We start from the raw sequence: 12,552 nt of genomic DNA on the forward strand, positions 1-12,552 counted from the left end.
CGGGAGAATAATCCGCAGTTTAACGGATCTGTCCTGTAATATTTGTTTTCGACAAGAGATCCGTGTGAGCAACATACTTGGCATATCTGCATTTTATCATGACAGCGCCGCCGCCATTCTTGTCGACGGCCGGATCGTCGGAGCTGCACAGGAAGAGCGTTTCAGCCGCAAGAAGCACGACGCCGGATTTCCGGTGCATGCGATCTCGTATTGCCTGGGAGCCGCAGGTCTGACTTTAAGCGAGATCGATCGCATCGTCTTCTATGACAAGCCGATCCTGAAATTCGAACGCCTTCTCGAGACGTATGTCTCCTACGCGCCGGCGGGCATTCGCTCCTTCATCGCGGCGATGCCGGTCTGGCTCAAGGACAAGCTCTATCTCAAGCAGTCTATTCGCGAAGACCTGGCGAAACTCGGCGACATGAAGAAGAAGGATCTTCCGCCGCTTCTGTTCGCCGAACATCACCAGTCGCACGCCGCGTCTGCCTTCTATCCGAGCCCGTTCGAGCGCGCCGCCGTGCTGTGTCTCGACGGGGTGGGCGAGTGGGCGACGACCTCGGTTTGGGCCGGAAACGGCCGCGAACTGACACCGCTTTGGGAAATCGACTTTCCGCATTCGCTCGGGCTGCTCTATTCGGCATTCACCTACTATACCGGATTCAAGGTCAACTCCGGCGAATACAAGCTCATGGGCCTCGCGCCCTATGGCCAACCGACCTATGTCGACGCCATCCTCGACAATCTCATAGACCTGAAGGAGGACGGCACCTTCCGGCTCGACATGAGTTTCTTCAATTATGCAACCGGACTGACCATGACGAACAAGCGCTTCGACGCGCTTTTCGGCGGTCCGCCGCGCAAGCCCGAAAGCCCGATCAGCCATCGGGAAATGGACATCGCCGCCTCGATCCAGCAGGTCACGGAAGACGTGGTGCTGCGACTTGCGAAAACGGTGCATGACGAAACCGGAGAATCGGCGCTGTGTCTGGCCGGCGGCGTGGCGCTGAACTGCGTTGCGAACGGGCGCCTTTTGAGAGAGGGACCGTTCAAGGACATATGGGTGCAGCCGGCGGCCGGCGACGCGGGAGGCGCGCTGGGCGCAGCGCTGCTTGGCTGGCATGTCTACGAGCAGAAGGAACGGACCGCAGTTACAGGCGACGCCATGCGAGGCAGCTATCTTGGGCCGGAATACGACGACGAGGCGATCAAGACCGCGCTTGATTCCGCTGACGCACGGTATGAGCGGCTGGATGACCCAGCCTTGATGACGCGGCTCGCCGGTCTGCTCGGCGAAGAAAAGGTCGTAGGCTGGTTCCAGGGGCGCATGGAGTTCGGCCCGCGCGCGCTCGGAGGCCGCTCAATCATCGGCGATCCGCGATCGGCGAAGATGCAATCGGTCATGAACCTCAAGATCAAATACCGGGAATCATTCCGACCCTTTGCGCCTTCAGTGCTGCGCGAGCGCGTGTCGGATTACTTCGACATGGATACCGATAGCCCGTACATGCTGATCGTTGCTGATGTGCGGAAGGATTTGCTGGTTGATCTCGATGAAGAACAGCAGAAAATGAGCGGCATCGACAAGCTGAACCTCAAACGCTCGCAACTGCCGGCGATCACGCATGTGGACAATTCGGCGCGCATCCAGACCGTGCACGAGGGCACCAATCCGCGCTACCACGCGCTTCTGAAGGCCTTCGAGGCGCAGACCGGATGCGGTGTCCTGGTCAACACGTCCTTCAACGTGCGCGGAGAGCCCATCGTGTGCACGCCTGAGGACGCCTATCGGTGTTTCATGCGCACCGAGATGGACGTTCTGGTGGTCGGCGACTTCCTTCTGTTAAAGGAAGACCAGACGCCGTGGGAAAAGGACGAGACCTGGAAAGAGGAGTTCGCACTGGATTGACCCGCGACACATCCCTGACCGCAAAACAATTAAGGCGTTTCGCCTGGATACTGGCGTCGCTGTTCGCATTTTTCGGATGCGTGCTGCTGCCCTGGCGCTGGCAAACGTCAACGGTGACAGCGTCCGCCGTCATCGCCGCGGTGCTCGTCGTCTGGAGCCTTGTTGCGCCCATGTCGCTCGCGCCCGTCTATCGCGGCTGGGAGCGGCTCGGCAATGTGCTCGGCTGGATCAACAGCCGGATCATTCTTGGGATCCTGTTTTTTCTGATTGTTACACCAACGGCTCTCATCATGAAGATAATCGGCAAGGATCCGATGCATCGCAGCCGCGACGCGGCAGCGGCAACCTACCGAATTGTGCGGCTGAAGCCGCCGAAAGACACTGACCTGGAAAGGCCATACTGATGATCGAACTGCTATCCGATCTCTGGGGATTCATGCGGGAGCGCCGCAAATTCTGGCTTGCGCCCATCATCATCATTGCGGTGCTGCTTGGCGCGCTACTCGTCTTTGCGCAGGGCTCCGTGGTCGCCCCATTCATTTATACGCTTTTCTGACCCGGCGTCCGGCATGAAAAAGGCGCTTGGCAACATCCTGCTTATCCTGGCGAGCATCGTCTTCACGCTGCTGGCGGCCGAGGTGATGTTGCGCGTCATTCCCTTGGATATTGCAGGCAGCGCCGGGGGCGATCGCGGTTACTTTTCGCGTTTCGATCCGGAACTCGGCTGGGCGCCGTTGCCCACGGTCGAGCAGTATCACGTCGGCGACGGGTTTTCCGTGTCGGTGCGGCAGAACGCCATGGGATTGCGCGCGTCGCAGGAGCACGCCTTCGAAGACGAGACAGACCAACGCAGAATTCTGGTGCTCGGCGACTCCTATGTGTGGGGCTACGGCGCCGACCAGGAGGATATCTTCACAGAGCCCTCGGCGCACGGCGACGACAACGTCGAAATGATCAATCTGGGCGTTTCTGGCTATGGAACCGACCAGGAACTGCTATTCTACGAGAAGCTCGGCAAGCGGTTCGATGTGAACGAGGTGGTGCTTGCTTTCACCACTTACAACGACATCCTCAACAACATGTTCGCCGAACAATATCGCTATCAGAAGCCGTATTTCACGGATGAGAACGGTTTGACTCTGCATGACGACCACGTGGTGGATCGACCGGCGCGCAGTATCGGTATCTGGTTCCGGGACAACAGTCGCGTCGTGGCGCTTGCCGAGACCGGTTTCCTCAATGTGAAATATCTTTGGCAGTCCCGTTTTGGCGACGACGAACCCGTCGCTCATCCCCGCGATCGGGTTCTGGGGCCTGGCGCAGTTCGGCCGATCGACAGCCAGGGCGTCGACCTGACGGTTCAACTGATAAAGCGGCTGCGCGATGAGGTGGAAGCCGCGGGCGCCGATTTCTCGCTTGTATTCATTCCTTACAAACCCAATGTCCTGGCTCTTCAGGCAGAGGATCATCCGCTGGTCACGGCGATGACGCCGGCGCTCTCAGAGGCCGGCATCGATTGCTACGATCCCTATTCGATGTTCGTTGAAGCTGCGCGCGAAGGCGCGAGCCCGTTCAACCAGGGCGACAATCACTTCAATGCGAAGGGACACGCGATCTTCGGAAAGGTGATTACGGACCGGCAATTGCGCGAAACGATCAGCGTCTGCCGGTAATCAGATCCGCTACATCATCTGGTAGTGCAGGTCGAACATGATCCACAGCGTGCCGCCGATCATCAGGAAAATCAGAACGCCGGCGAATGCGAGCGCGAGCAGGTTCTCCTTCGGCGTCGTGCGGTAATTGATGTGAAGGAAATAGACCAGGTGCACCACCACCTGAACGATCGCCGTAACGGCGACGATCGCGAGCGTGGTCCTGACGGAAAACCAGCCGGCCCAGGCAAAAGCAAAGGGAATGACCGTCAACACCAGCGCAATGACGTAACCCGTCAGATATCTGCTCAGGGTGTGGGTTCCGGCGTTCGAATTGCTCATCACAGCACTCCCGGCAGATAGACGACTGAAAATATGCCGATCCAGACGATATCGAGGAAATGCCAGAACATGGCGAGCCGGGTGAGACGCGAGCGCACGGGCGGCGTCAAACCCTTTACCGCGACCTGGCAGATCATCACGAATATGCCGAGCGAGCCGAGCGTGACGTGAACGCCGTGGGTCCCGACCAGCGTGAAGAAAGCGGTGAGCATGCCGCTGCGCTGCGGACCGGCGCCTGCGGCGATCATGCCGCTGAATTCGGCGAGCTCCATGCCGACAAAGCCGACGCCGAGAATCATGGTGACGGCGAGCCAGAGCATGACACGAGACGCCTGACCGGCCCTTACAGCGAGCGTTGCGAAACCGAACGTCAGCGTCGAGGTCAGGAGCAGGAATGTCTCACCGGCGGTGTGGCCGAGGCTGAAGAGATCCTTTTGCGTCGGTCCGTCTGCGTAATTCTGGATCATCACCACATAGGTGGCGAAGGCGAGGGCGAAGATCAGCGAGTCGGTCATCAGATAGACCCAGAACCCGAACTCGCGTTCTTCGTATTTTTCGTTCTCTCCGTGAACGGCGGCGTCTACTGTCGCTTCCACGCTCATCTCATGCGCTCCCGGGAACAGGATTGCCGCCGGGGACGGAAGTCTCGGGCGCGCCGATTACCGGATGCCGCGGTTGCGACGCGATGACTTCGAGGCGCGCTTTCTCGATCGCCTCGATGTCCGCTGCAGCAACGGTGTGCTCGTCGTCGTCGTTGCTGCTCTTGATGATCAGGCAGGCGATTACGACGACGATGCTGACGACCGCCAGCCACCACATGTGCCAGATCATGGCGAAGCCGAGAACGAAACCGAACCCGCCGATGATCAGGCCGAGCGGGGTGTTGTCGGGCATTTCGATGTCCTCGTACCGCTCCGGCGCGGCGTAGGCGACGCCGCGTTTCTTCATTTCGTGAAACGCGTCGACATCCTCGACGGTCGGGACGATCGCGAAATTGTAGGCGGCGGGCGGCGACGAGGTCGCCCATTCGAGCGTCCTGCCGTTCCAGGGGTCGCCGGTCAGATCCAGGTTCTTCTCGCGGTCGCGCACGCTGACCCATATCTGGACGCCGATGCAGATCAGGCCGATCATTACGAGCACGGCGCCGAAGGCCGCGAAGACAAGATAGGGCTGCCATTCCGGCACGTCATAGTGCTCCATGCGGCGCGTCATGCCGAGGAAGCCGAGGACGTAGAGCGGCATGAATGCGCAATAGAAGCCGCTTATCCAGAACCAGAAGGAGCGCTTGCCCCATTTCTCGTCGAGCTTGAAGCCGAAGGCTTTCGGGAACCAGTAGTTCATGCCGGCGAAATAGCCGAACAGCGCGCCCGGTATGAGCATGTTGTGGAAATGGGCGACCAGGAACGTCGAATTGTGCATGAGGTAGTCGGCCGGCGGCAGCGCCAGCAGGACGCCCGTGACGCCGCCGATGACGAAGGTGACGATGAAGCCGATCGTCCAGTACATCGTGCTGTGCATGATGATGCGGCCGCGATACATCGTGAACAGCCAGTCGAACACCTTCACGCCGGTGGGCACCGCGATGATCATCGTGGCTATGCCGAAAAAGGCGTTGACGTTGGCGCTCGATCCCATCGTGAAGAAGTGGTGCAGCCAGACCGTAAAGGAGAGAAGTCCGATGGCGGCCGTGGCGTAAACCAGCGATTCGTATCCGAACAGGCGCTTCTGGGAGAACGTCGCGACCACTTCCGAATAGACGCCGAAGGCCGGCAGGATGAGGATGTAGACCTCCGGATGACCCCAGATCCACAGCAGGTTGATGAAGTTCATCATGTTCCCGCCGTCGCCATTGGTGAAGAAGTGCATGCCGAAGATGCGGTCAAGGCCGAGCATGACGGCGACAACGGTCAGGGCGGGGAAGGCGAACGCCATCAGCAGGGCGACGACAAGCGACGTCCAGGAAAACATCGGCATCTTCATCAGCGTCATGCCAGGCGCGCGCAGCCGCAGGATGGTGACGATGAAGTTGATGCCTGTCATGGTGCTGCCGACGCCGCTGACAAGCAGCGCCCAGAGCCAGTAGTCGACGCCGACGCCGGGGCTGTATTCGATGCCGGAATAGGGCGGATATCCGGTCCAGCCGGCCGTCGAGAACTTGCCGATGACGAGCGAGACGAGAACCAGTCCCGCGCCGGATGCGGTAAGCCACAGGCTGACGGAGTTCATGAACGGAAAGGCGACGTCGCGCGCGCCGATCTGCTGCGGCACGACGATATTGATCAGTCCGGACACGAACGGCATCGCCATGAAGAAGATCATGATCGTGCCGTGCGAACTGAAGATCTGGTCGAAATGATCCGGCGGAAGATAGCCGTCATTGCCCATGGCGAAGGCTTGCTGCATGCGCATCATGATGGCGTCGACAAAGCCGCGGACCAGCATGATCAGCGCGAGAATGATGTACATCACGCCAATGCGCTTGTGGTCCACGCTTGTCAGCCAGTCATTCCACAACGGCTTCCAGAAATTGAACCATGCGACGAGCGCAAGCGCGGCGACGCCGCCGAGCACGGTTACGCCGGCTCCCGACATAGCAACCCAGCTGTAGAAGGGCAGGGCCTCAATCGTCAGTATGCCGAACATTGGCGTCCTCCCTCAGGCTGGCGAGTTGCGGCGTGACCGGTTCCGATTGAGCCGTCGCTGTGCAGATCAGGTTGCGGTGGTCCTGGTTCATTGCGTATTTCTGGAGGATCGACCCGAACAGGCCCGGCGCAAAACTCGAATAATACTCGACTTCGTGCTTGATCGTGGGCTTAGCCAGTTCCGCGTAGGAAGCATCGTCGAGTCCCCTGTCGGACTGCTTGACCTTTTCTATCCAGGCTTCGAAATCCTCATTCGACATGGAATGGGCTTCAAACCATTGTTCGGCGAAACCGTCGCCGCTGTATTGGGTGTTGCGCCCGCGGAACGTGCCGGTCGAATCGGCAACCAGGTGAAGCTGCGTCGTCATGCCGGCCATCGCGTAGATCTGACCCGCCAGCGACGGGATGAAAAAGGAATTCATTACAGTGTCGGATGTGATCCTGAAGCTGACCGGTCGATTGACCGGCATGGCGATTTCATTGACGGTCGCAACGCCGTATTGCGGATAGACGAACAGCCATTTCCAGTCGAGGGCGATGGCCTGAACCTCAAGCGCCGGCTCACTGCTCGCAAGCGGCTTGTAGGGGTTCAATTTGAAGGTTGCGTTCCAGAGCATGACGCCGAGGACGATGACGATGATCGCCGGCACGATCCAGATGACGGCGTCAATTCCGGCCGAATATCCCCAATCAGGCGTGTATTTGCCCTTTCCGCCGTCCGCCCGATAGCGCCACACGACGAGAAAGGCCATGACGAATACCGGGATCACGACGATCATCATCACGAACAGGGCGGCGAACAAGAGATCCCGTTCCGCAAGGGCGATCGGGCCTTTGGGATCAAGTATGGGCGCTGTGTTGAGACCGCACCCCGACAGAAAGATCAGGGAGAGCGACGTCAGAAGCAAACGTATCGGCAGCGTTCTCGGTAGTTGAATCAAAACCGCACCCCTCGCACCCGCGTCGAATCAGACAAATGAACGAATAAATCTTATGCGGATTTAAAAGCATAGTTGCATGACACGTCAACATGTCTGGAAACATTAAAAAAAGCCGGAGACATCGTTTGATGCTCCGGCAGAGATAGAGGGATGTTCTCCCGCAAGGGAGGGAATGAGGGATAAACCTCTAGTTGAGTAGGGCCTTTCCCAATTCGGGTGAAGCATTTTCCAGCCTCTGGAGCCGGGCAATCAGCGCGACGTTTCTGCAATAGGTCGGCGGCGTGTCCAGCGTGTCTTTCTGCGACAGAAGATTTTCGCAATCGCCGGCCTGAGCGCAGTCCATGCAGCGCTGAACGGCCCGGCGAGATATTTCAGACGAATGGGGCAGATCAAACAATGTCTGTTGAACGCCGAGCTTTCTCATCATGGTGTGAAACAGCCGATTATGCTTTGAAAGCCTGGCCAGATATGATTTGACGCCCATTCGCTCCTCCGAAACCGGAAATTCATCAATGAGATGATGCTTAGCAGCCCTGTCGGCGGGTCCATTTGATCCAGGTCAAGGTTTTCGGCGATTTGCCGCCGTCCGCAGCGCGGCAACGATCCGAAGGGAAAAGCTTGAACGATCAACCCCGATCGGCTAACCGGTAACGCAATATCCCGACCCTCATAACTTTCAGCGACTTCACATGACCATCATCGATACGCGCACGCCTGACCCAAAGCGACTGATCGCCGGCTCCACTGGCGACTGGGAAGTTATCATCGGGCTCGAGGTTCATGCCCAGGTCACGTCCAATTCCAAGCTTTTTTCAGGCGCTTCGACGGAATTCGGCAAGGAGCCGAACGCCAATGTTTCGCTCGTCGACGCAGCGATGCCGGGCATGTTGCCGGTCATCAACGAGGAATGCGTCAAGCAGGCTATTCGCACCGGACTCGGACTGAAGGCGAAGATCAACAACCGGTCGGTCTTCGACCGGAAGAACTATTTCTATCCGGACCTGCCGCAGGGCTACCAGATTTCCCAGTTCAAGGACCCGATCGTCGGCGAGGGCACGATCATCATCTCCGTAGGACCGGACTCCAGCGGCAATTTCGAGGATATCGAGGTGGGCATCGAACGTCTGCACCTGGAACAGGACGCCGGCAAGTCGATGCATGACCAGCACCCGTCCATGAGCTATGTCGACCTCAACCGTTCCGGCGTGGCGCTGATGGAGATCGTGTCGAAACCCGATATGCGGTCGTCCGACGAGGCCAAGGCCTATGTCGGCAAGTTGCGCACGATCGTCCGGTATCTCGGAACCTGCGACGGCAACATGGACGAGGGATCGATGCGCGCCGACGTCAACGTCTCGGTGCGCAAGGTCGGCGGCGATTTCGGCACGCGCTGCGAGATCAAGAACGTCAATTCCATCCGGTTCATGGGGCAGGCGATCGAATACGAGGCGCGCCGCCAGATCGAGATACTGGAAGACGGCGGCGAAATCGAACAGGAAACGCGGCTCTTCGACCCGGCCAAGGGCGAAACGCGCTCCATGCGCTCCAAGGAAGAAGCACACGACTACCGCTATTTCCCCGATCCGGATCTCTTACCGCTGGAATTCGACGACGCCTTTGTCGAGGCGTTGGCCGCCGGACTTCCCGAACTTCCCGATGACAAGAAAGCCAGGCTGATGGCCGATATGGGGCTGTCGGCCTATGACGCGTCGATCCTCGTTTCGGAAAAGGCGATTGCCGATTATTTCGAGGACGTCGCACAAGGCCGGGACGGCAAGTCGGCGGCAAACTGGGTTATCAATGATCTCCTGGGCGCTCTCAACAAGGCCGGCAAGAGCATTGGAGAAACGCCGGTTACGGCGGATCAACTCGGCGCCATCCTGGATCTCATCAAGGAAGGGGTGATCTCCGGCAAGATTGCCAAGGACCTGTTCGAAATCGTCTGGGAAGAGGGCGGCGACCCGACGAAGATTGTCGAAGAACGAGGCATGAAACAGGTGACCGACACCTCTGCAATCGAGGCCGCGGTGGATGAAGTGCTTGCGGCCAACCCCGACAAGGTGGAGCAGGCGAAAGAGAAGCCGTCTATGGCCGGCTGGTTCGTCGGTCAGGTGATGAAGGCGACTCAGGGCAAGGCCAATCCGCAAGCCGTGAATGCGCTTGTCAGGCAGAAGCTGGGGATTGAATAATCATCCCGAACACCGTCTTCTACATAAGGACGGCTGGCGAGCGTGATTTGCAGGCGGTTCGCGATCTGCTCGCAGAAACCTGGCATGCGACCTACGATTCCATTTACGGCGTCGCTGAAGTCGACCGAATAACGTCGGAGTGGCACGCCTTCGACCGTCTGCGCGAGCGTCTCGACAGCCCCGACGCCGAATTCATCCTTGCCGATACCGGACAAACCATTGCGGGGATGGCCTTTGCGCGTTGCCCGAACGGTGGACGCGTCGTCACGCTGCACCAACTCTATGTGGCGCCGTGCTTCCAGACCCAGGGCGTCGGAACGGCGCTTCTCGACGAAATCTGCAACTGCTTTCCAAAGGCGCGAATCGTGCAGCTGGAGGTGGAAGAGGCAAACCACCGCGCTGTAGAGTTTTACAGGCGCAGGGGATTTGTCCGGACGGGAAAGGCGGTGAGCCTGTCGGACGATGGCGGCCAAACACTGGAGTTCGAGAAAAGCCTGTGACCGGGCCGGCGCCGTCACCGAATGGGCGCATTCCCGTGCAATCAGGTCTCATTCGCTGGACAATCGCCGATATGCGCGGCATAAGCGGACGAGTTCGATCGCGGGCAAAAGAGGTTTCTGATGACGATCAGCCTGGTTCAAGTCTTTGGGTGGTGGCACAAGGCGACCATCGGAACGCTGTTTCACACCTGGCGCAAGGGCGAACGGGTGGGCGAAGACGAATTCGGCAACGTCTACTATCAGGGCGGCAAGGATTCGGAAGGACGCACGCGCCGCTGGGTCATCTACAACGGACCGGCCGAGGCGTCCGCCATTCCCCCCGGTTGGCACGGATGGATGCACCACAGGACGGACGTTTCGCCTGCAGACGAGCAATACAAGCCGCGAGACTGGCAATTGCCGCATCTGCCGAACATGACCGGCACAGTAGCAGCTTATCGTCCCAAGGGATCTATTCTCAATTCGGCCGAACGCCCGCGTGTCACAGGCGACTATGACGCCTGGTCTCCGGAAAGCTGATATCGGAAAGCCTGCGGCACATGAACACGAAGCCCCGCATTTCTCTCTCTTGCGCCATCGCGATTTCGGTCTGCATGGTTGTGGCCGGCGTCGCGTCTCCGGCTGGCGCGCAGTCGGAAGTTGAAATTCGGGATCTGGATCTCGAGGCGCCGCTGGCGGACGGGACTGGCTCGGAGCAGATGGACACCGGCGTCGAGAGCGAGCAGCTTGAGCCGGCGCGCGATCCGCGTATCGCCAACAAGGTCGCAGTGTTCTCGGGCCTCGACAAGATCACCGGCCGCATCATCACATTCGACGTCTATATCAACGAGACGGTCCAGTTCGGCGCGCTGCAGGTGACGCCCAGGGTCTGCTATTCGCGTGACGAGACCGAACAGCCGAAAACGACAACCTTCGTGGAGGTCGATGAAATCACGCTCGACCGCAAGATCCGGCGGATATTCACCGGCTGGATGTTCGCGGACTCGCCTGGACTTAACGCCGTCGATCATCCGGTCTACGATGTCTGGCTGAAAAACTGCCGGATGGATTCCGACGTTCCGCCGCCATCGGCGACGAACTGAGTTTTTCCGGATACTTGAACTCTCGTTCACCAATGCTGTTGAAGCGGGCTGGCAATGAATGCGTTTGTTCCAGACGCCGCGCGGTTGCGGCTAACATTGCACGATCTCGATCCTGCTCCGTGGCGGCGGATCGAAGTTCCGTTGTCTATGACTTTCAGGGAACTGCACGACACGATCCAGGCGGCGTTTCTGTGGCAAAACAGCCATCTTTGGGAATTCGAGATCGCAGGCAATCGATACGGACTTCTGTTTGAAGACGACCCTGACCCCCTTCCGGTTGTTGAAGCCGGAACCAGGCGACTGACCGACCTGCGTGACATGGCCATTGCGGAATTTTTGTACATCTACGATATGGGTGACTGCTGGGAGCACCACATCGAGGTGGAGGATCTTTTCGTCAGACCACAGGATAAGCGTTTGCCGGTTTTCGTCGATGGCAAGTGGAGAACTCCACCAGAGGATGCGGGCGGCGCTCCGGGTTTTGAAGCGTTCCTGGAGATCATGGCCGATGAATCCCATGAAGAACATGATGATACGCTTGAATGGTATGGAATGCCTTTCGACCCGAAGGAAATAGAACTCGAAGCAATCAAGGCCAAAATTGCCAGAGTTGCGCGAGCGCTTGGGCGAAAGAAATAAAAATGCCAGACACAAGAAGACCGAATAAGCAGGACAGGTTTGTTCTTTAGAAATCCACGTCGATTAGCAGCGCTTCCTCCAGCATTTCGCGATAAACGTTTTTCGGCACCTCAATCGCCCCGAAACGTTCCAGATGTTCTGTCGTGAATTGCGTGTCGAGAAGTACGAATCCGCTCTCTACAAGATGACGCACGAGATGGACCAGACAAACCTTGGAGGCGTCAGGCGTGCGGGAGAACATGCTTTCTCCGAAAAATGCGCCCCTGAAGGAAACGCCGTACAATCCGCCGACGAGCTTGTCGTCTCGCCAGGCCTCGACGCTGTGTGCGTGGCCCATATGATGCAGTTCGGTGTAGAGTTGCCGTATTGTGCCGTTGATCCAGGTATTGAGGCGACCCGGCGCCGGTTCGGCGCATCCGTCCATGACGGCGGTGAAGGCCGTATTTCTGCGTATTTCGAACCGTTTCTGGCGAACGACCTTTTTCAGGCTCTTAGGAACATGGAAGCCGTCGAGCGGGATGATCCCGCGCATCTCCGGCTCCACCCAGAACACATCCGGGTCGTCGGCAGAATCCGCCATCGGAAAAAGGCCGCAACTGTAGGCCTTCAGCAGGAGCTGCGGAGTGATATTCGACCGACCACCACTCCCGTGCATCATA

The 12,552-nt window shown here is 58.6% G+C and carries 15 protein-coding genes; 9 read left to right on the forward strand and 6 right to left on the reverse strand.

Annotated elements, in window-relative coordinates; all coding sequences use genetic code 11:
* Positions 1-64 precede the first annotated feature (64 nt).
* The 4 genes from AAFN47_RS01750 to AAFN47_RS01765 are packed head-to-tail and all read left to right on the forward strand — an operon-like array spanning position 65 to position 3,579.
* Entirely contained in the window at positions 65-1,906 is a 1,842-nt protein-coding gene (locus AAFN47_RS01750; protein WP_499807489.1) for a carbamoyltransferase family protein, read from the forward strand.
* Positions 1,903-2,310, forward strand: coding sequence for an SxtJ family membrane protein (locus AAFN47_RS01755; RefSeq protein ID WP_499807491.1), 408 nt, complete (start codon positions 1,903-1,905; stop codon positions 2,308-2,310). The genes AAFN47_RS01750 and AAFN47_RS01755 overlap by 4 nt, the downstream gene beginning before the upstream one ends.
* A 2-nt stretch (positions 2,311-2,312) precedes the next feature.
* Positions 2,313-2,462: a DUF5989 family protein gene (locus AAFN47_RS01760; RefSeq protein ID WP_220231263.1), complete on the forward strand. Its 150-nt coding sequence runs from the start codon at positions 2,313-2,315 to the stop codon at positions 2,460-2,462.
* A gap of 13 nt (positions 2,463-2,475) precedes the next feature.
* On the forward strand, positions 2,476-3,579 hold the full coding sequence (locus AAFN47_RS01765) for an SGNH/GDSL hydrolase family protein (RefSeq protein ID WP_499807493.1): 1,104 nt from the start codon (positions 2,476-2,478) through the stop codon (positions 3,577-3,579).
* 9 nt (positions 3,580-3,588) lie between these two features.
* Here the strand turns inward: AAFN47_RS01765 and cyoD are convergent, their stop codons facing one another.
* The 5 genes from cyoD to AAFN47_RS01790 form a co-directional block, all read right to left on the reverse strand.
* The gene (gene cyoD, locus AAFN47_RS01770; RefSeq protein WP_499807494.1) at positions 3,589-3,900 is read right to left on the reverse strand and encodes a cytochrome o ubiquinol oxidase subunit IV; all 312 of its coding nucleotides are present in this window, start codon (positions 3,898-3,900) and stop codon (positions 3,589-3,591) included.
* Positions 3,900-4,502 (reverse strand): cytochrome o ubiquinol oxidase subunit III, encoded by a 603-nt coding sequence (cyoC, locus tag AAFN47_RS01775; RefSeq protein ID WP_499807495.1) that lies wholly within the window; start codon positions 4,500-4,502, stop codon positions 3,900-3,902. Before cyoC ends, cyoD begins: the two co-directional genes overlap by 1 nt.
* A 1-nt stretch (position 4,503) precedes the next feature.
* Positions 4,504-6,543, reverse strand: a complete 2,040-nt coding sequence (cyoB, locus tag AAFN47_RS01780) for a cytochrome o ubiquinol oxidase subunit I (protein WP_499807496.1) — start codon at positions 6,541-6,543, stop codon at positions 4,504-4,506.
* On the reverse strand, positions 6,521-7,483 hold the full coding sequence (gene cyoA / locus AAFN47_RS01785) for a ubiquinol oxidase subunit II (protein WP_499807497.1): 963 nt from the start codon (positions 7,481-7,483) through the stop codon (positions 6,521-6,523). Before cyoA ends, cyoB begins: the two co-directional genes overlap by 23 nt.
* 187 nt (positions 7,484-7,670) lie before the next feature.
* Complete coding sequence (locus AAFN47_RS01790; protein WP_499807498.1) at positions 7,671-7,967, reverse strand: DUF6455 family protein; 297 nt, start codon at positions 7,965-7,967, stop codon at positions 7,671-7,673.
* Between the two features lie 205 nt (positions 7,968-8,172).
* On the opposite strand from AAFN47_RS01790, the gene gatB reads away from it, so the two are divergent.
* The 5 genes from gatB (at position 8,173) to AAFN47_RS01815 (ending at position 11,893) form a co-directional block, all read left to right on the forward strand.
* The gene (gene gatB / locus AAFN47_RS01795; RefSeq protein WP_499807499.1) at positions 8,173-9,672 is read left to right on the forward strand and encodes an Asp-tRNA(Asn)/Glu-tRNA(Gln) amidotransferase subunit GatB; all 1,500 of its coding nucleotides are present in this window, start codon (positions 8,173-8,175) and stop codon (positions 9,670-9,672) included.
* A 47-nt stretch (positions 9,673-9,719) separates the two neighbouring features.
* Complete coding sequence (locus tag AAFN47_RS01800) at positions 9,720-10,172, forward strand: GNAT family N-acetyltransferase (protein ID WP_499807500.1); 453 nt, start codon at positions 9,720-9,722, stop codon at positions 10,170-10,172.
* Positions 10,173-10,292: 120 nt separating this feature from the next.
* Complete coding sequence (locus tag AAFN47_RS01805; protein ID WP_499807501.1) at positions 10,293-10,691, forward strand: NADH:ubiquinone oxidoreductase subunit NDUFA12; 399 nt, start codon at positions 10,293-10,295, stop codon at positions 10,689-10,691.
* A gap of 179 nt (positions 10,692-10,870) precedes the next feature.
* Positions 10,871-11,254 carry a DUF2155 domain-containing protein gene (locus AAFN47_RS01810; RefSeq protein WP_499807932.1) on the forward strand — a complete coding sequence of 128 codons (384 nt, stop codon included), beginning with the start codon at positions 10,871-10,873 and terminating at the stop codon, positions 11,252-11,254.
* Positions 11,255-11,308: 54 nt separating this feature from the next.
* Entirely contained in the window at positions 11,309-11,893 is a 585-nt protein-coding gene (locus tag AAFN47_RS01815; protein WP_499807502.1) for a plasmid pRiA4b ORF-3 family protein, read from the forward strand.
* A gap of 46 nt (positions 11,894-11,939) precedes the next feature.
* On the opposite strand, the gene aat is transcribed toward AAFN47_RS01815, so the two are convergent.
* Positions 11,940-12,548: a leucyl/phenylalanyl-tRNA--protein transferase gene (aat, locus tag AAFN47_RS01820; protein ID WP_499807933.1), complete on the reverse strand. Its 609-nt coding sequence runs from the start codon at positions 12,546-12,548 to the stop codon at positions 11,940-11,942.
* Positions 12,549-12,552: the final 4 nt, after the last annotated feature.

Source organism: Hoeflea sp. CAU 1731 (assembly GCF_039888615.1).
Taxonomy (GTDB): domain Bacteria; phylum Pseudomonadota; class Alphaproteobacteria; order Rhizobiales; family Rhizobiaceae; genus Flavimaribacter.